Origin of the sequence: Paludibaculum fermentans, from assembly GCF_051172195.1 — a bacterium.
Lineage (GTDB): Bacteria > Acidobacteriota > Terriglobia > Bryobacterales > Bryobacteraceae > Paludibaculum > Paludibaculum fermentans_A.
Genome location: NZ_JBPJAQ010000001.1, coordinates 2,637,120 through 2,660,098, shown reverse-complemented (window position 1 = coordinate 2,660,098; position 22,979 = coordinate 2,637,120). Strand labels below are relative to the sequence as shown.

The 22,979-nt window shown below is 63.4% G+C and carries 18 protein-coding genes; 2 read left to right on the top strand and 16 right to left on the bottom strand.

Annotated elements, in window-relative coordinates:
• The first annotated feature begins 39 nt into the window (after positions 1-39).
• The gene (locus ACR9Y2_RS10880) at positions 40-1,398 is read left to right on the top strand and encodes a sigma-54-dependent transcriptional regulator (protein ID WP_435041265.1); all 1,359 of its coding nucleotides are present in this window, start codon (positions 40-42) and stop codon (positions 1,396-1,398) included.
• A gap of 197 nt (positions 1,399-1,595) precedes the next feature.
• On the opposite strand, the gene ACR9Y2_RS10875 is transcribed toward ACR9Y2_RS10880, so the two are convergent.
• The 16 genes from ACR9Y2_RS10875 to ACR9Y2_RS10800 all read right to left on the bottom strand — a co-directional run bounded on the left by ACR9Y2_RS10875 (position 1,596) and on the right by ACR9Y2_RS10800 (position 21,181).
• The gene (locus ACR9Y2_RS10875) at positions 1,596-4,268 is read right to left on the bottom strand and encodes an ADOP family duplicated permease (protein ID WP_435041264.1); all 2,673 of its coding nucleotides are present in this window, start codon (positions 4,266-4,268) and stop codon (positions 1,596-1,598) included.
• Positions 4,269-4,277: 9 nt separating this feature from the next.
• Positions 4,278-4,613: a PadR family transcriptional regulator gene (locus ACR9Y2_RS10870; protein ID WP_435041263.1), complete on the bottom strand. Its 336-nt coding sequence runs from the start codon at positions 4,611-4,613 to the stop codon at positions 4,278-4,280.
• Between the two features lie 768 nt (positions 4,614-5,381).
• Positions 5,382-6,221 (bottom strand): dihydropteroate synthase, encoded by an 840-nt coding sequence (gene folP, locus ACR9Y2_RS10865; RefSeq protein ID WP_435041262.1) that lies wholly within the window; start codon positions 6,219-6,221, stop codon positions 5,382-5,384.
• Between the two features lie 56 nt (positions 6,222-6,277).
• Entirely contained in the window at positions 6,278-7,534 is a 1,257-nt protein-coding gene (locus ACR9Y2_RS10860) for an ABC transporter permease (RefSeq protein WP_435041261.1), read from the bottom strand.
• Positions 7,534-8,760 carry an ABC transporter permease gene (locus ACR9Y2_RS10855; protein ID WP_435041259.1) on the bottom strand — a complete coding sequence of 409 codons (1,227 nt, stop codon included), beginning with the start codon at positions 8,758-8,760 and terminating at the stop codon, positions 7,534-7,536. The genes ACR9Y2_RS10860 and ACR9Y2_RS10855 overlap by 1 nt, the downstream gene beginning before the upstream one ends.
• Before the next feature lie 6 nt (positions 8,761-8,766).
• A complete protein-coding gene (gene tyrS / locus ACR9Y2_RS10850) occupies positions 8,767-9,954 on the bottom strand; it encodes a tyrosine--tRNA ligase (protein ID WP_435041257.1) in 1,188 nt (395 codons plus the stop codon).
• Positions 9,955-10,752 carry a bifunctional hydroxymethylpyrimidine kinase/phosphomethylpyrimidine kinase gene (gene thiD, locus ACR9Y2_RS10845; RefSeq protein WP_435041256.1) on the bottom strand — a complete coding sequence of 266 codons (798 nt, stop codon included), beginning with the start codon at positions 10,750-10,752 and terminating at the stop codon, positions 9,955-9,957.
• A 13-nt stretch (positions 10,753-10,765) separates the two neighbouring features.
• Positions 10,766-12,502: a hypothetical protein gene (locus ACR9Y2_RS10840; protein ID WP_435041254.1), complete on the bottom strand. Its 1,737-nt coding sequence runs from the start codon at positions 12,500-12,502 to the stop codon at positions 10,766-10,768.
• Entirely contained in the window at positions 12,502-13,059 is a 558-nt protein-coding gene (locus ACR9Y2_RS10835; protein ID WP_435041253.1) for a hypothetical protein, read from the bottom strand. Before ACR9Y2_RS10835 ends, ACR9Y2_RS10840 begins: the two co-directional genes overlap by 1 nt.
• A gap of 41 nt (positions 13,060-13,100) precedes the next feature.
• Positions 13,101-13,808 (bottom strand): protein phosphatase 2C domain-containing protein, encoded by a 708-nt coding sequence (locus ACR9Y2_RS10830; protein ID WP_435041252.1) that lies wholly within the window; start codon positions 13,806-13,808, stop codon positions 13,101-13,103.
• 117 nt (positions 13,809-13,925) lie between these two features.
• A complete protein-coding gene (gene folK, locus ACR9Y2_RS10825) occupies positions 13,926-14,390 on the bottom strand; it encodes a 2-amino-4-hydroxy-6-hydroxymethyldihydropteridine diphosphokinase (RefSeq protein WP_435041251.1) in 465 nt (154 codons plus the stop codon).
• On the bottom strand, positions 14,383-14,745 hold the full coding sequence (gene folB / locus ACR9Y2_RS10820; protein WP_435041250.1) for a dihydroneopterin aldolase: 363 nt from the start codon (positions 14,743-14,745) through the stop codon (positions 14,383-14,385). The genes folK and folB overlap by 8 nt, the downstream gene beginning before the upstream one ends.
• A 2-nt stretch (positions 14,746-14,747) precedes the next feature.
• On the bottom strand, positions 14,748-15,533 hold the full coding sequence (gene folP / locus ACR9Y2_RS10815; protein WP_435041249.1) for a dihydropteroate synthase: 786 nt from the start codon (positions 15,531-15,533) through the stop codon (positions 14,748-14,750).
• Between the two features lie 46 nt (positions 15,534-15,579).
• Positions 15,580-16,629: a hypothetical protein gene (locus ACR9Y2_RS10810; RefSeq protein WP_435041248.1), complete on the bottom strand. Its 1,050-nt coding sequence runs from the start codon at positions 16,627-16,629 to the stop codon at positions 15,580-15,582.
• Positions 16,630-16,691: 62 nt separating this feature from the next.
• Positions 16,692-17,528 carry a M12 family metallopeptidase gene (locus ACR9Y2_RS10805; protein ID WP_435041247.1) on the bottom strand — a complete coding sequence of 279 codons (837 nt, stop codon included), beginning with the start codon at positions 17,526-17,528 and terminating at the stop codon, positions 16,692-16,694.
• 110 nt (positions 17,529-17,638) lie between these two features.
• Positions 17,639-21,181 carry a two-component regulator propeller domain-containing protein gene (locus ACR9Y2_RS10800; RefSeq protein WP_435041246.1) on the bottom strand — a complete coding sequence of 1,181 codons (3,543 nt, stop codon included), beginning with the start codon at positions 21,179-21,181 and terminating at the stop codon, positions 17,639-17,641.
• Between the two features lie 111 nt (positions 21,182-21,292).
• Between ACR9Y2_RS10800 and ACR9Y2_RS10795 the strand changes: the two genes are divergently transcribed.
• The gene (locus tag ACR9Y2_RS10795; protein WP_435041245.1) at positions 21,293-22,957 is read left to right on the top strand and encodes a VWA domain-containing protein; all 1,665 of its coding nucleotides are present in this window, start codon (positions 21,293-21,295) and stop codon (positions 22,955-22,957) included.
• Positions 22,958-22,979: the final 22 nt, after the last annotated feature.

The following is a 22,979-nucleotide window of genomic DNA, read 5'->3' as shown; positions in this document are numbered from 1 at the left end:
GCCGCACCCTGGTCTGGCATGATAGGTTCGGAACCCGACATGAAGCCTGTCCTGCTGGTCGTCGACGACGAGGAAGCCGCGCGCTACGCCATCGGCCGCCTGTTCCACTCCGAGTTCCGCATCATCGAGGCCGGCACCGTCCCCGAGGCCCGCCACCGCCTGCGCACCGACCCGCCGGACGTCATCCTCCTCGACTACGACCTTCCCGGAGAAAACGGCCTCACCCTCCTCAAGGAGCTCGCACCCGATCCCGCCGCCCCCGCCATCATCCTCATCACCGCCTATGGCGGCGAACGCCTCGCCGTCGAGGCCATGAAAAGCGGCGCCTACGACTACCTCGCCAAACCCTACGACATCGAGGAACTCCGCCTCGTCGTCAACCGCGCCACCGAACGCCAGAGCCTCAAACGCGAAGTCGAACACCTCCGCTACACCCGCGCCGGCGAAGGCCAGTTCGGCCGCATGACCGGCGGCAGCCCCGCCATGCGCCAGCTCTTCCAAACCGCCGAACGTGTCGCCCAAAGCGACCTGCCCGTCCTCATCCAGGGCGAGAGTGGCACCGGCAAGGACGTCTTAGCCCAGGAGATCCACGCCCGCAGCCCGCGCTCCGCCCGCCGCTTCGTCGCCCTCAACTGCTCCGCCTTGCCCGAACACCTCGTCGAGAGCGAGTTGTTCGGCTACGAAAAAGGAGCCTTCACCGGAGCCGCCTCCGCCCGCGCCGGCAAGTTCGAACAAGCCCACCACGGCACTCTCTTCCTCGACGAAATCGGAGACATGGCGCCCCCCACCCAGGCCAAAATCCTGCGGGCCGTCGAGAACGGCGCGGTCGAGCGCCTCGGAGGCGTGAACACCGTCTCCGTCAACGTGCGCACTATCAGCGCCACCAACAAGGACCTCCCCCAAGCCATCCGCGACGGCGGTTTCCGTGAGGATCTCTACTACCGCCTCGCCGCCGTGACTCTCTGGATCCCCCCCTTGCGCGACCGCCGCGACGACATCCCGGCCCTGGTCGATCTCTTCTGGCGCGAACTCCGCACCAAGTACAGCCGCACCGGCCCGGACCTGTCGCGCGAAGCCATCGCCCGCCTCCAGGACCACACCTGGCCCGGCAACGTCCGCGAACTGCGCAACACCTTGGAGCGAGTCTTCGTCATGGCCCACGGCGACAGCGTCACCGCCGCCGACATCCAGGCCTCCGCCGCCCCGGCCTCCAGCAAACCCTCCACCTCGCTCGACGAACCGGACTACCGCGAAGCCAAACGTCTCTTCGAGATCGAGTACCTCACCCGTAAGCTCCGCGAAAACAGCGGCAACGTCACCCGCACGGCCGAAGCCATAGGCATGGCCCGCCAAAGCCTCCAGGAGAAAATCCGCGAACTCGGCCTCATCCGCCTCTGAACCACAGGGGCGCTCCGCCGCAGTCCCACCGCGCGGGGACGCTCATACTCTGTCCCAAACGGCAAACGATCGGGAATCACAACACCGCGGGGACGTTCATACTCTGTCCCAAAGCGCAAACGATCGGGAATCACAACGACAGCCGAAGGTGGACAGAGCGGAACGTCCCCCAACCTCGAACCCCCACCAGCCCGCACCTACTCATACCGCAGCGCCGCCCCCGTCTCCACCCGAGCCACCCCCCGCCCCGGCACCCACGCCGCCGCCACAACAGTAACCACCAGCACGCCCACCGCCCCAGCCACCACCCAGGCCGCAGCCCACCGCGAATCCACCAGCAACCCCGTCATCACCGGCCGCAGCAAGCCCAACGCCAACAACCCCGCCGCCAGCCCAACCGCAACCGACACCATCACCCCGCGCACCAGCACCCACAGCAACTGCGAGCCATCCGCCCCCAGGGCCGACCGCACCCCAAACTCCTTCCGCCGCGCCGCCGCCTCCCGAGCCAGCAACCCATACAACCCAGTCCCCACCAACAACACGGCCAGCACGGCAAAGAACCCCGACAACCACGACGCCAGCCGCTCCGTGCTCAACGTCCGCGCCAACGCCTGCTCCGAAGTCCGCACATCATACAACCCCAGCTTCGGGTCCAACTCACGCACCACGCCCCGCAGCACCTCCAAAGCGCGGCCCTCCGCGGCGCCCGTCAGGCGTAGCTGCACCACAATCGCCTGTGCCGGAAACGGCCACTGCCGGTACGGCACATAGACGCACTCCAAACCCACCCGACGCCGCGGATCGCTCAACTGGACATCCGCCACCACACCCGCAATCTCAAACGTGGACTCGAGTGGCTTCCGCAAATCCCCCACGAATCTCTGTCCAATGGGATCCACGCCCGGATACGCACGCCGCGCCAAGGACTCGCTGATCACCGCCACCCGCGCAGCCCCCACATCATCCCGCTCCGCAATCACCCGCCCGCGCCGCAGCGGAATCCCCATCGTCTCGAAGTAGCCCGGCCCCACCGCCACCGCCCGCGGCACCAGTTCCTTATCCTCCGTCCGCCCCGCCCGCAGGAACATCATCGACCAATAGTACGGCGAGATCGGTGCTACATTGCTCAGCGCCGCTGCCCGGATCCCCGACCCAGCCGTCCCCGCCAATTCCTTCAATCGCCGGTCCAACCCGCGGTACAGCGCCAGCCTCTGCTCGCCGTCATACCCGTTTAAAGTCGGCTCCATCTCGGCAATCAACAGCCGGTTCACCGCGAAGCCTGCATCGAACGTGAACAGCCGCCGCAGATTCACGGCAAACAGCCCGGCCGCCGCCAGCAGCAGCAGCGCCGCGCCTGTCTGCACCGCCAGCAGCCCATGCCGCATCCGCGTATGCTTCGGCCCACTCTCACCGCCCTTCAGCGCCGCGACCAAATCCAGCCGCGTCGACTGCCACGCCGGAGCCACCCCAAACACCAGGCACGTCCCCAGCGACAACACCAGCGCGAAGCCAAGCACCCGCAAATCCAAGGGCGCCGTCAGTTTCGAACCCTCACCCAGCAACGGGAACCCCGACGCCAGCAGCGGAGCCAGCGACGCACCCAGCACCAGGCCAACCAATCCGCCGGCAGCCCCAATCAGTACGCTCTCCATTACAAGATGCGCGATCACGCGCCCCCGCGAAGACCCTAGTGCCAGCCGCGTCGCCAGCTCCTTCCTTCGCTGTAGCCCACGTACCAGCAACAGCCCCGCCAGGTTCGCGCAAGTCACCACCAGCACCCCCAGCACGATCCACGCCAGCGTCCGCAGATGCTGCTTCGTCCTCGTCGCCAGCACCGCGTCCCGCAACGGCTCCAGCGTCAACGTCCGCTGCCGCATCATCGCCCTCTGCGAGGCCACCAGTCGCCTGTCGGCTTGGATATACGGCTCCTGGAACGCATGCAGCCGCGCATTCAACTCCTGCCCTAACGCCTCACGATCGACGCTCGGCTTCAAGCGGCCCACCACCCACAGCCAGATAATGAGCGGCTTGTCCAACCCGTCCCAACCCGGCGTGATCGCCGCCTTCATCTGGATCGGCACGAACAACGACCGCGGGTAGCCCTGCTCGATGCCAGCAAAGCCCGGAGCCGCTACCCCAACCAGCGTGTACGCCGCCCCGTTCAACTCAATCACCCGCCCCACGGCGCTTGGATCGGAACCCAGGTGCGAAGTCCAGTACGCATGCGAAGCCACCACCACCGGATGCCCCAGCCGTACCCGGTCGTCGTCCCTCGTCAGCAGCCTGCCCAGGTAGGGCCGCACACCCAGCACCTCGAAGTACGTGCCCGAAACGAGCTCGCTATCCACCCGCTCCGCCGCCCCATTCCATGCCTTGGCCGAGACTGACGCCGGGAACGCGCAAAGCAACCCGTCAAACCGGCTATCGCCCTCCAGGGAACGGTAAAACGGGTAGTTCAGCATCCGCCCGAACTCCTCCGGCTTCGGAGCGAACCACACCAGCCGTTCGGGCTCGTGCACCGGAATCAGCCGCAGCAGCGCCGCATTCACCAGCGAGAACAAGGCGATGTTCGCGCCCGTACCCAGCGCGAGTGTAAGAATGGCAACAGTAGTGAATCCGGGCGAGCGCGCCAGCCCTCGCCACGCCTGCCGCAAACTGCCCGCTGCCGCCGTAGCCGCCGCATAGGGCCGCAAATCCCGGCAGGCTTCCTTCGTAGGTTCCGGCAACCCGAACTCCAGCAGGGCCTCGCGTCGCGCCGCTTCGGCCGTCAGGCCGCCCTGCACCTTCGAGGCAATCAGTTGATCCAGGTGATACCGCAGCTCCGCATCAATCTCGTGGTCGGGGATCCTTCGCCGGAAGAAACGCATCGCCGCTCCTCAATCCTGCGCAATGTCCAAAACCAGGCCCACCGCCGAAGACAGCCGCACCCACCGTGCCCGAGCCTCCGCCAGTTGCTTCCGCCCGCGAGCCGTCAATGCGTAGAACTTCGCCTGCCGCCCCTCGTCCGTAGCCTTCCACTCCGCCGAAATCCACCCCTCGCCCTCCATCTTGTGTAAGGCCGGATACAGCGACCCCTGCTGCACGGAAAGCACTTCTCCGGAAAGCAGCTTCAACCGCTGGGCAATCCCCCACCCATGCAGCGTGCCCCCCGAAAGAATCTGGAGCACCAGCACATCCAAAGTGCCCGGAAGCAAATCGTCATTCTGAGCCATAGTATTGTCGGTAGCCGACAATTGTCGCCTGCCTACAATACTGGCCCGAAATCGAAAGTTGGTCAAGAGGAATGGAAGTGGCCCCAACGCCGCTGGGGACGTTCATCCCCTGTCCCGAAACGCAAACTGTCAGGAATCTCAAAGAGAACTGAAGGTGGACAGGGCGAGAACGTCCCCCCACCTTACCGGAATCCCCAGCCGCGGGGCTGGTCAAGGGGAATAAAAGCGGCCCCGTGCATGCGCTGAACCGCGGAGAAACCGCCGCAATCCCAACGCTTGGGGACGTTCGTCCCCTGTCCCGAAACGCAGACTGTCAGGAATCTCAACGAGAACTGCAGGTGGACAGGGCGAGAACGTCCCCCCACCTTACCGGAATCCCCAGCCGCGGGGCTGGTCAAGAGGAATAAAAGCGGCCCCGTGCATGCGCTGAACCGCGGAGAAACTGCCGCAATCCCAACGCTTGGGGACGTTCATCCCCTGTCCCGAAACGCAAACTGTCAGGAATCTCAAAGAGAACTGAAGGTGGACAGGGCGAGAACGTCCCCCCACCTTACCGGAATCCCCAGCCGCGGGGCTGGTCAAGAGGAACAAAAGCGGCCCCGTGCATGCGCTGAACCGCGGAGAAACTGCCGCAATCCCAACGCTTGGGGACGTTCATCCCCTGTCCCGAAACGCAAACTGTCAGGAATCTCAACGAGAACGGCAGGTGGACAGGGCGAGAACGTCCCCCCACCCTACCGGAATCCCCAGCCGCGGGGAAAGCCCCCCCTACCCGATCAACGCCTGGTCTGCCACCAGAATCGCCGGCCGGATCGCCTCTACACTGTAAACTCTCACCAGGTGCGCGCCCCGCAGCACGGCCATCGTCACCGCCGCGATCGTCGTGCCCAGGCTCGGTTCCAAAGTGATCGCCGCATTGAAGGGATGTCCCTCTGGGCTCACTACCACTGGCAGCCGCATCTCGTTGAACTCAGCCAGCCCGGTGATCAACTCGCTGTTCGTCTCCTTGCGCTTGCCCATGCCCAGGCCGACATCCAGCGCCAGGCGCGTTCGCTCCACACCCATGCGCCCCGCCCGGTTCAACGCGGCATTCAACTCCGCCATCACCATCCCGACAGCGCCCTTCATCGACGGCTGCTTCGGCCAAGTATCCGGCGTACCTCGCGTGTGCTGCAGGATGAACCCCACATCGTGTTGCATCACGATCTTGGCCAGCTCCTGGTCCAGCGTCAGCCCAGTCGGATCTTTGATGATCACCGCGCCGTGCTCAATCGCCTTCTCGGCCACCGCCGGTTTATACGTTTCCACGCAGATCAGCGGACTCACCTTGCCGCGCACCCGCTTCAGGATCGGAATCAACCGCCGCAGCTCTTCCGCTTCCGAAATCCGCTTCGATCCGGAGTGGAAACTCTCGGCCGCGATCTCGATGATGTCCGCGCCCTGGTCGGCCATCTGCACGGCCTGCACAAACGCCCGGTCGGGGTCTTCATAACGCCCGCCATCCACCGGAGAATCCGGCGCAACGTTCATGGCGCCCACGATCAACGTGCGCTCACCCAGGTGCAGAACTTCGTTCTTAATCTTCCAATCGACGCGTTTACGGCTCATTGAGGTCTCATCCTATCTTCGCAGGAACCCCGCCGGAACCGCGAGCACCCGGTATGTTATTCGTATCTCAGGCAGACAATCGGGTCCAGTTTGGCCGCCCGGTTCGCTGGCCAGTAGCCGAAGAACAGCCCCACCATGGCCGACAAAGTCACACCCATCGTCGCCCAGAACGGGCTCACCGTCGCCCCAATCGAAGGCGCCGCCGTCCGGATCAGCAGGGCCAGAATGAACCCACCCAGGATCCCGATCATCCCGCCCGCCACTGTCAGCATCAACGCCTCCAGCAGGAACTGCACCCGGATGTCCGACGCCCGGGCGCCGATCGCTTTGCGAATCCCGATCTCCTTCGTGCGCTCCGTCACCGAGATCAGCATGATGTTCATCACCCCGATCCCGCCCACCAGCAGGCCAATCGAACTGATCACCGAAGTCAGGATCACAATCGCTCCGGTCAGCTGACCCCACAGTTTCGATAGGAAGTCCGAGCTCAGGATCTCGAAGTCGTTGTCAGACTTGTACGAGACCTTGCGCAGCCGCCGCAGCGCGTCGCCCACCTCATCCTGCGCCACCATCGGGTCCACATCCCGCTGCACCGTGTAGATGATGATCACTTCCTTCGATTCCGGATAGTGCTTACGGAATGTCGACAGCGGGATCATCGCAAACTGGTCCACCCCCGGCCCGCCCAGCAGCCCCTCGTCATGCGCGAACACACCGATCACCTCAAACGGCGAGCCGTTCATCATGATCTGTTTGCCCAGCGGCGAGGCCCGGCCGAACAGCGAATCTGCAATCGCCTGGCCCAGCACCACCACCGCGGCGGCACGGTCCACCTCAGCCTGCGAATAGTAGCGGCCCTGCTCCACCACGAACATGGGGATCACGTCACAGTAATCAGCGCTGGCGCCGCGGATGATCACTCGCTCCACACGCTCCCCGGCATACCGCAGTTCGTTTTTATCCCCGAAAAAGTTGGCGCGCGTGCCCAGCGCACTGATCTTGTCGATGCTGTGCACCGTGTCCTTGATCTTGTCGGCGTCGCTGTACTGCAGGTATCGCCGCAGACGGTATTTCTCCGGCATGCGGTTCGGGTCCGTGCCAAAGGGGAACCGCGTGATGAAGTAGCTGCGCGAGCCCATCTTCTCCACCTTGTCCGCGACAAACTTGTTCAGCCCATCGATGATCGCGGCCACCGTGATCACACTGGTGACGCCGATCACAACGCCCAATAGTGTCAGTGCGCTGCGCACCTTGTGAGCCCGCAGCGTGTCGAGGCTCACGATCAGGTTTTCGCGGAATTCCGAGCGCGTCATTATTCAGCCCTCAATGCTTCCACCGGATCCAGCCGCGCGGCGCGCGTGGCCGGGTAAATCCCGAAAAACAGCCCAATTGCCGAACTCAGAACCATGCCCAGAATCGCCACACCACCCTGCACCGATGCAGGAAACGAGGTGAACCGGTTGAGGGCCGCCGCGCAGAGAAACCCCAGGGTGATGCCGCAAAATCCGCCCACCATGCACTGCAGCACGCTCTCCGTCAGGAACTGCTTCAGGATGTCCCGGCCCGTCGCGCCCATCGCCCGCCGGATGCCGATCTCCTTCGTCCGTTCCGTCACGCTCACCAGCATCACGTTCATGATCACGATGCCGCCCACCACGGCCGAAATCGAACTCACCAGGATAAACACGGCGAAGAACGCTCCGCTGATCTGCTGCCACAACTGGATATAGCTGTCCTTCGTGCCGATGAAGAAGTCCTCATCCTGCGTCGGCCGGATGTGCCGCCGAGCTCGCAACGCCAGCCGGGCCTGATCCTGCGCCCGCTCGAAGCCCTTCGGATCATTGGGCACTTTCACGTTGATCGTCAACGAATACCGCGAACCTTTCAACTGCAGGAACGTGTTCAGCGGGACCACCACGAAGTTGTCCGAGTCCTGGCCCAAAACGCTGCCGCCGCGCTCATACAGGCCGATCACCGTGAACTCTTCACTGCCCAGCCGGAACTTCTGCCCCACCGGATCCTGCTCCGGAAAGAACTTGTCACGCAAGGTAGCGCCAATGACGGCCACCCGCACCGATCGCTGGTCTTCGATCTCCGTGAAATAGCGGCCCATTTCGATGGTGCGCGCCTCGATCTCAGCCATCGAAGCCGTCTGGCCGTTCATGTTGACGTCGGTCAACTCCTCGGTCAGGTGGTTGGCGCGCGTCGTCACCGAACCCGAAGCGCCCATCACCTTGCAGTCCGGACAGGCCGAACGCACGAAGTCGTAATCCTCCATGTGGATCCGCTTGTAGCGCAAAGCCTTGAGGATGATCTCGTAATCGGTGACAGCGAACGGAGTGCGCGCCATCTGGAAGACATCGGCGCCCAGGTTGGCGATCTTCGTCTCGACGTACACATTGGCGCCCTGGACGATGGTGACCACCGTAATCAGCGTCGCGACACCCATCGTGAGCCCAAGCACAGTGAGAGCGGTACGCAGGCGGTGCGAGCGCAGCGCATCCAGGCTCAGGCCCATCGTGTCGCGAGCCAACAACATAAGAGGTCAGACTTTCACACGCGCCCACTTCTTGCCGGCGCGCAGGATGTATTCCCCTGCTTCAAACCGGTGCGACGGACTCTTGATGACTTCACCGCCAGCCGCCACCGCACCCGCTTTAATGAGCCGGTCTGCTTCCGAACTGGAGGGCGCAAGTCCCGTCTGCAACAGGCATTGTTTCAGCCGCGGATCGGCGGCAATCGTGAGGGGCAGATCTTCCGGCGTCTGGCCCTGGCTCACATCATGCAACCACTGCTCCCGCGCGGCTTTGGCTTCCGAAGCCGGATGGAAATCCCCGGCAATTCGTTGCGCCAAATCCAGCTTAATATCGCGCGGGTTGCGTGCGCTCGATTTCATGGCCGAAATCTCAGAAACTTGCACATCCGTCAGCAGTTCCCAGTAGCGCCACATGAGGTTGTCGCTGATGGTCATCAGCTTCTTCACCATCACTTCAGGAGCTTCCCGGATGCCGACATAATTGCCCTTCGACTTCGACATTTTGTCGGTGCCGTCCAAACCTTCGAGCAGCGGAACTGTGCCCACGATCTGCGGCGCCTGGCCGTAGTCGCGCTGTAAGTCACGCCCCACCAACAAGTTAAACTTCTGGTCCGTGCCGCCCAGTTCGACGTCGCACTCCAGCGCGACCGAATCGTAGCCCTGCGCCAGCGGGTACAGCATCTCGTGCACCGAGATCGGCACCGACTCGCGGTAGCGCTTGGCGAAGTCGTCGCGCTCCAGAATCCGGGCCACTGTGTACTTGGACGTCAGCCGGATCATGTCCTCAAAGCGGAGCGCACCCAGCCAGTCGTAGTTGAACCGGACCTCGGTCTTTTCGGGGTCGAGGATCTGGAACACCTGCTCCTTATAGGTATCGGCGTTGCGATTGATCTCGTCGCGGGTCATCGGCGGACGCAGCGCGTTGCGGCCCGTTGGGTCGCCAATCAGGCCCGTTGCGTCACCGATCAGGAAGATTACGGCATGACCTAAGTCCTGAAAATGCTTCATTTTGCGAAGCAGAACGGTATGACCGAGATGGAGGTCGGGCGCGGTCGGATCGAAGCCCGCCTTTACGCGCAAAGGGCGATTCACCAGGGCCGCCTGGGTCAGGCGGTCCTTGAGATCCTCTTCCCGGATGATCTCCGAGAACCCTTTCCGCAAATAGTTTAACTGCTCGTCGACGGGGAGAAATGCCACTCATTCATTGTAAAGGTGGTTGCGGGCGTGGTGGTTGACCGGTCCGCAGCCCTGACCGAGACCGGGATTGGTCCGGATCGCCTCTGTTATGAACTCTTTGGCTGAGCGAACTGCCTGGGGTAGCGGCAAACCGAGTGCCAAGCCCGCGGTGACGGCGGCGGAGTAAGTGCAGCCGGTTCCGTGCGTGTGAAGGGTGTCGATGCGCTCGGCTGGAAATTCGTGAAGTGCTTTGCCATCAAGCAGAAGCAGGTCCATGGCCACTCCGGCGAGGTGGCCGCCCTTGACCAGGACATTGCAGCCACAGGCGTCGAAAATGCTCCGAGCAGCGGCTTCCATCTGGTCGCGGGTTTCGACCGTAAGCCCTGTCAATGCAGCGGCTTCGTGCAGGTTGGGCATCACCAGCCGGGCGTGGGGCAGGAGCTTCTCGAGCAATGCGGTGCGTGCTTCGGCCGCAATCAGCGGGGCGCCGTGTTTGCTGATCATGACCGGGTCGACGACCAGGGGGAAAGTGAAGTGCTGAGCCATATCCGCAACGGCTTCAACGACTTCCACGGTGCCGAGAGCTCCGGTCTTGGCGGCTTGGGGGGGTATGTCGTCGAGGATGGCCTGAATCTGGGCTACGACAAACCCGGGTTTCAGCACCTGGACATCGAAGACGTTCTGCGTGTTCTGGACGGTCAACAGGGTGATGACGGCCTGGCCATAGACGCCAAACTGATGAAAAGTCTTGAGATCGGCCTGGATGCCGGCGCCGCCGCTGGGGTCGGAGCCGGCGATGGTGAGGGCAATGGGCTTCACATTGCCAGTGTAACTACTTGAGCGGAAGGCGTCCCGACTGGGTGACTCCTTGTGAGTTCGTAATCTCGACGTCGACGCCTGTCAGGCCGGAAGCATCGCCAGTCACCGGGAAGCTGGCTCGCAACTGGAATGTGCCCGTGCCCGAAGTGGCGAAGTAGCTTTTGAATGAGGAAGATACGTCGGCCTCCATCCGTCCGGGCGAGGCCGGCTGGCCATCGTTTCTGATGAAGGTGAAGGCGATGCGTCCCGTGGAGCGCGTGTTGTCCAGACCGGTGATTAAGACTTCCGCTAAAGAACTGGAAATGCTGGCTTTAGCGGAGGAGTAGGCGACGGGGGCGGGGTCGATGCGGTACATGGCCTGCTCCGTCAGGCCACCCATATCGACGGTGAGCATGATGGTGCCTGCAGTTGAACCCGTCTGGAGAAGTACAGAATTGGCGCCGCTGAATTCGGCGGTGGTCGAACCCTCATTCAGGCGGAAGTTGACGATCCGTTCCATGCGAGGCAGGAAGGCTATGGCGGTGTCGTTGCCTGCATCCGAAGCTGTAGGCGTAAAGTCTAACTTCAATAATCCCAATACGGTAGCCCTGGCCGGCAGGGCGAACTGGAGAGAGATCGACTGTTGCGATCCGGAGGCCAGCTTGCCGGAAACGGGTTGGAAGGAAGGACGAGGCAGGGGGAATTCGGTGAAGGTAGCTTTGAGATCGAAGGTTCGGCCGGCGACCTGAAGGGTTCCGGCCAGCGTGCGGGCGGTGTCGGAGGAGGCGTTGACGATCCACTCGGTGCCTGAGGCGGAGAGCGTAAACCCTGCGCCTGCAAGGGTTGGGGGCGCATCCGGGGTGATGCGCAGGCGGCGGCTGAGGGTCGATTTGCGTTCTACGGAGCCCAGATCGTAGGGCGATGTCAGGGATTTCCAAACGGAGCCTTCGAGGATTTCGACGCTCGTTGGAGCGACTGTTCCGCCCTGCAGCTTTACCTGCAAATCATTGATCCACAACGTAGTTGTGAACTCGCCGGACTCGACGGGGGAGAAGCGCACGGAGAAGTCGCCATGCCCATTGGCCGGGATCAGGTAAGGCGGCAGGAACTGGTCGAACGTCCGGAAGGGCGCCGGGTCGATGGATAAACGGCTGATGGTAATGGGGTTAGAGGTTGGATTGCGAATGCGGAAGCGGGCGGTGGACGACTCGCCGACAGCCGAACCGGGCATCAGGAAAGACGCCCCGACTGGCAATTCGGCTTCGTCGGCACGGTTAAAGAGTTGAAACGAAGGAGTTTCCGCGAGCGGGATGACGACGGGGGCAGAGCCGGGCAGCCAAGCATAGAGGGCACCTTCGGCCCGGACCAAGAGACGACCCGGCCCCAGATCTTCCGGGAAACAAGGGACTTCCGCGACGGGATCAAGAAACTCAAGGGCGTTGCGGCGCCACAACGCGTGCTCGCCGCCGGCGAAGAATATTTCCTCTAAGTCGCCTGCCTCGTTAAACTTAGCAGCCATCGGGCCGGGTGGAGTAGGGACTACTGTCTCGTTTCCATCGATGACATGAAGCTCGGTTTCCGTCTTGTACCAGAGTGTCGTGCCCGAGTAGCCGGCAGAGAGAACGCCAGCGGGGACAAGAATGGGTGCTGTCCAGGCGCCTTCAGTTCCCCGCAGGGTGCGAAGCGCGCCCTTTCCGTCATGAAAGATGCCCACGACGGGGGTGGATTGGGCGAAAAGTGGGAGCGCGAAGAAAAGAAGAAAATAACGCATCACGGTTTTCCTATGGTGATGACCGGCGCACCGAGCGAGGGCGGCAAACTGGCAGCGGCAGGAGCGGTGGTGACAGAAGGCGCGGTGGCGCCGCCGCGGACGACGGCTAAGCCTGCGGCAGTTGCACCGCTAACGACGGCTAAAATGATCCATTTTTTTGCCGTTTTTGGCGCTAGCTGCCGAGATGCCGGCAATTCCGCCGATATTTCGGCAGCGATGGTCGTTTCGACCCTTTGGTCCTGATTGGTAACCAGGACCAGGAGATCCAGTTTGCCTGGGGTGGAGTTCCAGCGGATGCCCCGGACGTAGGCCTTTCCATCTGGCCCGGTGAGTACAGATTCAGACTTCGAGCCGCTGGGGAAATCGCCGGACGGACCTTCCGAGGGGAGCCGGAACTGGACGGTGACCGAGGGAGCGGGGGCGCCGGCAGCATCCTTCACCTGAACGGTGAAGCGTTGGGGACTGACCGAGCCGCGGGCGGCAATGGCGCCGGAGCCTTCGACGACCTCAATGGTCAAGGCGCCGGCGGGCGCAAGGAGTGCCGCGAACAGGCACAAGTGGAGCACGAGACCCTCCAGAGGCAGAGGGATTGGGTGATTTAGAACTCGAGGAGGACGACGGTAATGTTATCGGGTCCTCCGGCTTTCTTTGCTGCCTCGATAAAGGAGTGGGCGCGAGCCTCCAAAGATATCGGCTGAGATAAAACTTTTTCGAGGTCTTCATCATCAAGGGGGCCGTGGAGTCCGTCGCTGGAGAGGAGCAGGATGCTGCCGGCGGGGGGATGGAGAGGGTAGACCTGAACGCGGAGGAGTTGGCTGACGCCCACTGCCATGGTGAGGACATGGCGCATGGGATGGACTTTGAGACGTTCTTCGGCGATGCCGAGGGGGCGGCCCACCTCGTTGACCCAGGTCTGGTCGTTGGAGACGAGAGAGAGATGGCCGTCCTGAAAGAGCCAGGCGCGACTGTCACCGACACTACCCACGAGGAGCGCATTCGGCGTTTCCAGGGCGCAGATCATGGTGGTGCCCATGCCTTCGAGGCGGGGGTCAGCGGCGGCGGTTTCGAGCACGGCGGTGTTGGCGTGTTCGAAGGCGTGGATGAGAGCTTCGTGCGTTCGTATGGGGGCAGCGGCTACGGCTTCCCGCAGGCTTTCGATGGCGATTTGGGAGGCAAGTTCGCCCGCCTGAGCTCCTCCCATGCCGTCGGCCACGGCGTATAAGCCGAGTTTGGGGTCGACGAGATAGGAGTCCTCGTTATTCTTGCGGACGCAGCCGACGTCGGAGATGCCAATGGATGAGCGCACGGTTCCCTGAATTATAGTGCGTACGATGACAACGAAGTGTATCAGCCCAGACGCAATTTATTCTGCCAGAAGCAGAGGCGAAGTGGGAGCGAACAGTACGGAAGAGGGGGCGGTTAGCTAAACCGTGCTGGAGTGTAGGGTTTCGCGCAATTGACGGATGGTGCGTTGGAGCCGCGGGTGGAGGGCGTCCGGAGCAATCTCGACAAGCGGATCCAGGACAAAAAGACGTTGGTGCATGCGGGGGTGCGGCACGGACAGCCCGGGGGTATCGATCACCAGGCTGTCCCAGAGAAGTATGTCGAGGTCGATGATGCGGGGGCCGTTGACGATGGTGCGAACGCGGCCGAGAGATAGCTCGGTTTCGAGAAGACGGGCGAGGAAGGCGGCTGGTTCGAGGTCTGTCGAGACATGGGCGGCGGCGTTGAGGAAGCGGTCCTGGTCGAGGTAGCCGACGGGGTCGGTGGCATGGAACGAAGACACGGCCAGCACTGTGGAAAACGCGGCGATGCGATCGAGGGCCGTTGCCAGGTTGGCGGCTTTGTCTCCGAGATTCGAGCCGAGGCCGAGGTAGACGTCAGCCATGCCGGCGCCTGACGATCTCGACGGCGGGGTAGTCGACCTTGCGGCCGCTGAGGGCGGCGGGCTTCATGAGCAGGATGCGGGCGGACGCGATGGGGAATTCGGCGAGGAGGGCGGCGGCGATGCGCTCCGCCATGCATTCAACGAGGGAGTAGTGGCGTTCGGTGGCGACGCGGCGCACGGTGGTGTGCATGGCCGCATAGTCGACGGTGAGTTTGAAGTCGTCGGTTTCGCCGGCGCGGCGGGTGTCGAACTCGACGTCGAGATCGAGGATGATTTCCTGCGGGACGCTGCGTTCTTCGGGCGGGACGCCGAGATTGACGGTGAGGTGGACTCCGCGGAGGAGGATTCTGTCCATGATCAACCTTTGACCGCGTCGGCCACGGCGAGGGCTTTGCGGCATTCTTTCACATCGTGGACGCGAACGATGGAGGCGCCCTGCATGACTCCAATGACCGATGCCGCGAGGGTGCCTTCGAGGCGGTTCCCGGGCTGTTCCATGCCGGGTAGTGTAGCGAGGAACGACTTGCGGGAGGGACCGATGAGCAGCGGGTAGCCGAGATCGGAGAGTTCGCCGAGGCGCCGGAGGAGTTCGAAGCTCTGGGAAGCGGTTTTGGCGAAGCCGATGCCGGGATCGAGGATGATCTCATCGACACCGATGGCGCGGGCGGCGGCGGCCTGGCGGCCGAGGAATTCTTTCACCTCGGCAACGACATCGGTATAGGCGGTCTCCTGGTTCATGGTGGCGGGGGTGCCGCGCATGTGCATGATGACGACGGCGGCTCCGTGGGCGGCGGCGACGGAGGCCATGCGGGCGTCGCGGAGGCCGGTGACGTCGTTGATCATTTCAGCTCCGGCGCGGAGGCAGGCTTCGGCGACGGCGGGCTTATAGGTATCGATAGAGAGGCGGGCCTGGACACGTCCGGCGAGGGCTTCGATGACGGGCAGGACGCGGTGGAGTTCTTCCTCCTCGGAGACGGGCTCGGCTCCGGGCCGGGTGCTTTCGCCGCCGATGTCGAGGATGGAGGCGCCCTCCGCCACGAGGCGGAAGGCTTGTTCCACGGCCTGCTCCAGGTGGGCGAAGCGGCCGCCGTCAGAGAAAGAGTCGGGCGTCACATTGAGGATGCCCATAATCTCGGTGGTCACATTTCATCGTACCGCCGAGGCGGGTGTGGCTTCGTTTACAGATGGCTCACGCGGTCTGAAGAAAGCCTTCGAGGCCGCCGGTGAGGTACTCGCAATCGGGGAAGAACTGCTTGTAGCGGGAGAGGGTGGAGCGGCTCTCGTCGCGCTGGACGATGCGGATGCGGGGGCGGGTGCGGCCGGAGCCGTTATAGGCGCGAATGAGGAGGGAGCGGATGGCGATGTCCTCGGCCGGCATGGAGTAGCCGATGATGAGCCAGTCCTGCGAGGTGCGGAGCTGTTCCAGGGCGTGGGTCCAGATGCCGAGGAGGTTGGGTTCGCGGACATCGCGGACCATGGATGGGGCGACAAGAACGGTGCTGAGCGGGCCGTGGCCGCAGTCGCAGGTGTTGAACACGCTGCGTTCCTGGAAAGCGAGGTTGCTGATGGCGCCAAAGGTGTTGATGTAGATGTGCTCACAGTTCTCGCAGCGCAGCCAGTTGAGCGAGCCGTGCAGTTTATAGAAGCGGTAAGCGGGTTGGAGGGGCGGGCTGTAGAGGCCGAAGATGTCGGGGTCGCGCCAGCGCATGCCGAAATCGAAGACCTGGCCGACGGCGTAGTGGGAAGTATAGGGCGAGAAGAGCTTGCGTTCGACGGCGATGTCGTAGTTGGTGGAGATGACGCCGATGGGTTCGCCGGAGGCTCCGCCGTGGGCATTGAGCCAATTGCAGAAGGACTCGAGCAGGGGGTGGGTGAGGAGGGCCGACTTGGAATCGGGTTCGATGACGGAGAGCAGAGCCCAGTCGAGCAGGGTGCGGAGTTCGAGCAGGTGGGCAGCGGGGCGGCCGGGGATGAGCGTGCGGCCGGCGGCGAGGGAGTAGTCGATGAGGGACAGGAGGTCCGTGATCATGGGGAGTTCGAGGGCTTCGTCGTAGAAGCCGGGGAGGACGGCGGGCAGCAGGAGTTTGAGGCGCGCTTCGGCGGCGTGTTCGATGTCATTGCCGCCGAAGAGGGCGGCTTCGACGCCCAGTCTCCTCCGGATGGCGGGCAGGATCTCCGCGGTGAGGGGATACCCAAATGGCTTGGAGGCGCCCGCCCCCAGGAATACGGTTGTCTTCAATGCAGTGACCTCTCTCTATGGAACAAAGCGCGACAAGACGGCCAGAGAGGCCACGGACCGCACTAGCGTTTGCCGGCCTTGGCCTGTTTGGTTTTGGGAGCAGGCTTCGGCGCTGGTTTAGCGGGCTTTTTGGGGTAGATGCTGGCAGCGAAGGAGAAGTCGAGGGTGTTGATGTCCTTGCCGCCAATGATGGGCTTGCCGTCCTTGGTGATGAGGCCGGGGATCTGGTAGCACATGATCGATTTTGGATCGGGCACGGTGCCCATGAGGGTGCCTTCCTCGAGGGGTGTGAGGACTTGGGCGCGGACTTCATCCTCAGACCAGCCCTGGGTCTGTTTGAAGAAAGCGATGGCCTTCTCGGGATCAATTTTTTCGACGAGGGCGGCGCGCATGTGTTCGTGGGGGAAGCCGAGGGTATGGCCGGTCTCGTGGCGGACGACGCGATGGAATTCAGACTCGGGGGTATTCATGGAAAACGCCTCGAGGTTCATGGTCTGTTCGTTTTTGGGGATGTGCGTGATGTCGGTGCCGACATAGGACCAGTAGCCGCCTTCTTCCCCGTCTACGCGGGCGATGCGGACCCGGGGATCCGTTTTGGTCTCGACGAATTTGACGTTGGCGCTGGAGGCCCAGGCGTTCATGTGGAGGAGGATGCGTTTGCGCAGATCAGTGGGGGCGGCATCGAGGAAGCCGACGGTGAGGCGAACGCCTTTCAGGCCCCAGTATTTGGTGGTGACGACGGCGAGATGCTCGCGGGTGGGGCGGAAGGAGGGGATGAGGCGCGTGAGCCGGTCGAGGGGCGCGTGGTTGAACGGGTTGATGGCGACGGCGGTTTTGGCGGCCGCGAAGAGTTGTTCCCGAGGCAGACTCTTGGGGGAGCAGACGATTACGTTTTTCACGATACATCCTTTCGAGCCTCTGCAAGTGTGTAGGCAGGCTACTCTAGATCGAATGTGAATTCAATCCGTCGGACGTAGCATGAGCGGGTGAACTTATTTGCGGGGCTGTTCTAGAGGAGGACCGCGTCGGGGCGTGGAGCGCTGACGGTTTCGACGACGTGATAGAGGTCTTCGGCGGTGACGGGCTTGGCCAGATAGGCATCCATACCGGCTGCGCGGCACTCTTCCTGGGCCGCGCCGAGGGCATTGGCGGTGAGGGCCACGATGGGGACGCGGCTGGCGGGCCCGGGCAGGGCGCGGATGAGTTGCGCGGCCTGGAGGCCATCCATCACGGGCATCTGCATATCCATCAGGATGAGGTCGAAGGCGCCGGCTGTGGCTGCCGCGACAGCCTCTTCCCCATTGTTGACGGCCGTTACGTGGTGGCCGCGCTTCTGCAGCAGGCGTATGACGACCAACTGATTGATCTGGTGATCCTCGGCGAGCAGGACGCGGACGGAGTGGCCCGCGGCGAACGGCTGCGACCCGGCGACGGCTTCAGAGGGCGCAACACCGCCGAATGCGGCGAGCTTGAGCGGCAGGGTGAAGGAGAAGACGCTGCCCTGACCGAGGGCGCTTTCGACGGTGAGTCGGCCGCCCATGATCTCAACGAGGCGGGCGGAGATGGAGAGGCCGAGACCGGTGCCGCCGTAGGTGCGCGCGGTGGAACCGTCTGCCTGGCGGAAGGGTTCGAAGATCAACTGCTGCTTCTCGACGGGGATGCCGATGCCGGTATCGCGGACCTGGACGCGCAGGCGGACGATATCGCCGATGGCGGAATCGACGCGCGCGCTGAGCGTGATGGAGCCGTGCTGAGTGAATTTCACGGCATTGCCGACGAGATTCATGACGACCTGGCCGACACGGCGGCTGTCACCGAGCAGTTGTTCCGGTACGGAGGGGGGGACATCGACCTGAACCTCCAGCCCTTTGGCGATCGACTGGCTGGCAAAGGTGTCGCGCGCGAGGTCCAGGCAGCCGGCGATGCTGAAGGGCACGGTTTCGATCTCCACGCGTTCCGCCTCGATCTTGGCGAAATCGAGGACGTCGTTGAGGAGGCCGAGCAGGGACTGGGCGGATTTACGAGTGGCCTCGACGTACTCTAGCTGTTCCGGGTCGAGGTGGGTGTGGAGGGCGAGTTCAGTCAGGCCGAGGATGCCGTTCATAGGCGTGCGGATCTCGTGACTGATGTTGGCGAGGAACTCGTTCTTGGCGCGATGGAGCTGGTTGGCTTCGTCGAGCAGGCGTTCGATCTCGGTCTTCTGGCGGTCCGCCAGGTCGTACTGATTCTGGAGCTCTTCGGTGCGGGCCTGGACGGCAGCCTCGAGTTCCAGGCTCTTGCGCCGGAGATTGGCGGTTCTCCAGCGGATGAGCTGGCGGATGGAGAGGGCGGCGGCGGCCAGGAGGGCGGCGTAGAACCACCACGTGCCATACCAGGGCGGCAGGATGACGAATTGGGCGAGCGCCGGCGACGGGCTGGCTTCTCCAGCCGCATTGAGGGAGAAGACCTCGAGGCGGTAGCGGCCGGGCGGGAGGTTGGGGAAGCGGAGCTCCGGTGTGGCGGTTTCGACCCAGGAGTCCTCGAGCCCGGAGAGACGGTAGCGGTAGTGAAGATGCTCTTCCTGGCGGAATGTGAGGCAGGCCAGTCCCAGTTCGAGCAGGCGGCTGGAATAGGGGATTTCTAGGTTGGTGTGCGCGGCCTGCTGGTGGCCCCCGAACTGGAGGGAGGAGAAGACAGGGCTGGGCGGCGGACCAAGCGTGAGGCGCGGTTTGGCGCCGGGGAGGATGTGGGTGAGGCCGCGGCTGGTGCCGAGCCAGACTCCGCCTTCGGGATCGGCAAAGAACGAGTTGGTATTGCAGTCGTCCCAGATGAGGCCATCGGCTTTGGCGAGGGTAGACCAGGCGCGCTTGCGGCGGAGGCCGACGCCATTATCCGTGCCGACCCAGATATCGCCGCCGGTATCGTGCCCGAGGAAGAGGACATGGTTGGAGGGCAGGCTGGGGGCGCGGATATGCTCGACGGACCGGATGCGATCGCCGTCGAGATGGAGGATGCTGAAGCCTTTGCTGCCGCGGTAAGAGACGAGGACTTCATTGGGGCTGGGCGCTCGCACGAGGGTGACAGCGTCCTGGGCGAGGCCGTCGCGCGAGGTGTAGTGGCGCCAGACGCCGTCACGCCAGAGCCGCAGGCCCTTGCTGGTGGCCACCCAGACACCGCCGGAGGGGTCCTCGACGACGCGCAGAAAGACCTCGTCGGAGGGGCCGTCGGGGAGGGCCGGGACGAAGCCAGACTGCTTTCTGACGAACAGGCCGCGCATGGTGCAGACCCAGAGCTGGCCTGAGCGATCAAGGAGGAGGCCATTGACGCGTTCGTCCTTCAGACCGTCGGCCGTGCCGAAGCGCCGGACGGCCAGGGTGCGGGTGTCGACGCTGGCCACGCCGCCAGGGAAGAGGCCGACCCAGAGCGTGTTACCGGCTGCCTGGAGTGCGCGGACTTTGGTATCGGCGAGCGCGCGTAGAGGGCTGCTGGTTTCGCCGGAGCGCAGACTGCTGAGGCCCGTGTCGGTGCCGACCCAGACGCGTTGTGAGGGGTCGCGGGCGATGGCGTTGACGCTTTCGTGGGGCAAGCCGTCGCGAGAGGACCAGGACTCGACGGAGGAACTGCCCAGCCAGCGGCAGAGCCCGACGCCCCAGGTACCGATCCAGATGGAGCCTTCGCGATCTTCAAAGATGGCGGTGGTGCTGCTGGCGGGCAGCCCTTCCTCGATCCCAACCATGTGCCACTGGCCGTGATGTTTGAGAGCGAGGCCGCGCCGCGTGGTGGCGAGCAGGGTGCCGTCGGCGGAGGGGGCCAGTTCCCCATGGAAGCTGGCATCGGGCGGGCCGGGCGACTCCGCCTCGAACCGGGCGCCTGCGGACGGGGTATGGAGGAGGTGGGCGACGCTTCTGACCCACAGGCCGCCGCGGCCATCCAGGGCGATGCTGTCCCAGTTATCGCGCGGGACCCCTTCGGATTCTCCGTAGACCGTCGTCTGACCGGCTCTGGAGCGGCAGATATAGGAGCCGCAGGCGGTCCAGACCGCGCCTGACTGGTCGATGCGGACCGCGCGGAAGGACTGCCGTGTTTTGCCGGTGGCGATTTCGCGGACGATCCACCCATTGCCTGCTGCATTGGGCGAGAGTTCGATCAGGCCGTCGCTGGTGGCGGCGTAGACGAGGCCGTTGCGGGAGTCGATGACGTTATGGGTGAGGAACTGGATTTTGCGGCCGAACTGGATCTCACGGAAGCCGTTGGGTGTGGAGTAGTAGAGGCGGGCATGGGTGGCGACCCAGAGACCGCCCTGCTGATCGGCGTGGACAGCCACGATGGGATCGGCGGGGATCCCCGCGCTGTGGCCCTTTTCGACGAAGGAGTGGCCGTCGTAACGATAGAGTCCGTTCTGGGTGCCGACCCAGAGGTAGCCGGTCTGGTCCTGGGTGATGGCGCTGATGGCGAGGTTCCCGAGGCCGTGTTGGCGGCCGTAGAGAAGGAACTGGTATTGGTGCGCCAGGAGAGTTGTGGGCGCGAGGGTAGAGAGGAGGAGGACTCCGGCTGAGATGGAAAGAGCGCGCATACACCTACACACACAAGTTATCGACGCATGCTCAAAAAACTCCAGTGTTTATCTTCAGGCTACAGGGCCTGGAAGTCTGATTCTGAGAGCAAATGATAGAATTCAGTCCACATGAGGATTCTCGCCGCACTTTTATTGGCCATTCTGGCAGCCGTGGCCCAGGAACCCGCTCCGACATTCAGCACGACCACAAGACTGATGGAGTTTAGTTTCGTGGCTCTGGACAAGAGCGGCAAGCCGGTGACGGACCTGAAGATGCAGGACATCCAGGTATTCGATAAGGGGAAGCGGCGGGACTTGTCGTTCTTTCGATTTGAGGGGCAACAGGCGGAGGTGAAGCAACCGGCGAAGCTGCCGCCGGGTTTGTTTACGAACCGGGTGGAGTTCACGCCAGGCCCTCCGCGGAATGTGACGGCGCTGGTACTGGATACGTTGAATACGGCACCGACGGAGACGATCTGGGTGCGGGCGCAGTTGACACGGTATTTGAAGGCGCTGGCTCCGCAAACGAGGGTAGCGGTCTATCATCTCGGCTCGAAGTTGAGCATTCTTCATGATTTTACGGGGGATGTGGAGGAATTGCGGGCGCGCATCGCGAAAGCGGGCCTGGCGTTGCCGCAGCAACAGCAGGCAGACATGAATGCGACGATCCGGGATGCGGAAGAGATGTTGAAGATGTTCAACAATGACCCGGCGATCCTGGAGATGTTGACGACGCAGATTGAGAACGAAATGCAGGCGAACGCGTCGGTGCGGCAGCGGAATATGGAAATGACGCTGGGCGCGTTGGAGACGTTGGGGCGGCATTTGTCGGGTGTACCGGGGCGGAAGAACCTGGTTTGGATTGGCGGCGGGGTTTCGATGTTGTCGATTACGGGGGCGATGGGGTTTGGGGCACGGGGTGGTGTGCAGAGTTTTGAGAGTGTGATCCGGGCGAGCGCGCAGCGGCTGGCGCAGCAGGGGATTGCGGTGTACTTCGTGAACTCGAGGGGGCTGCAGGGGGACACGACGTACTCGGCGTCGTCGGCGGGATCGATCACGATACGCGGGCGGGGGCGGTTTGAGAAGCAGCAGCAGGCGGAAGAGATCAGCGCGGATCCGTTTCCGGCGGCATCGACGATGGCGGGGATTACGGGCGGACGGGTGATCCAGAATACGAACGACTTCACGGATGGTTTGAAGAAGGCGACGGCGGACGTGCAGGGGTCGTATTCGGCGGCGTTTTACCTGTATGACGAGCCGGACGGGAAGTGGCACAACCTGAAGATCCAGGTGAACCGGCCGGGCGTGAACATCATTGCGCGAGAGGGGTTCCTGTCGGAGAAGCCGCCCAGCAAGGCGGCGTCCTGGACGACGGAGGAGTGGCGTTCAGCGATTCACAATCCGATGCCGTCGACGGCACTGGTGGTGGATGCGCGGTGCGAGATGATGCCGGGGGCGGAGAAGGGTACGGTGGGGTTGACGGCGCAGGTGGAGCCGACGGGCTTGTACTTCCAGATGAAGGATGGAAGGAGCCAGGCGCAGGTGGAGATTTGCGTGGCGGAGAAGGCGGCGACAGGCGAAGTGGTGGTGCATACGGAAGAGGGTTCAGTGGCGGCGCCGGACCGGGATGCGCGGAAAGTGGGTCCGGAGTCGGCGCGCTATCAGCGGGTGTGGAAGCCGAGTCCGGCGGCGCAGACGATCCGCGTGATTATCCGCGATAAGGTGACGGGCCAGTACGGTGTGGTGGACATTCCGACGGCCAAGATCCCGAGTTATCCGGAACCGGTGAAGTAGCCACTTGCGTTGAGCTTTACCG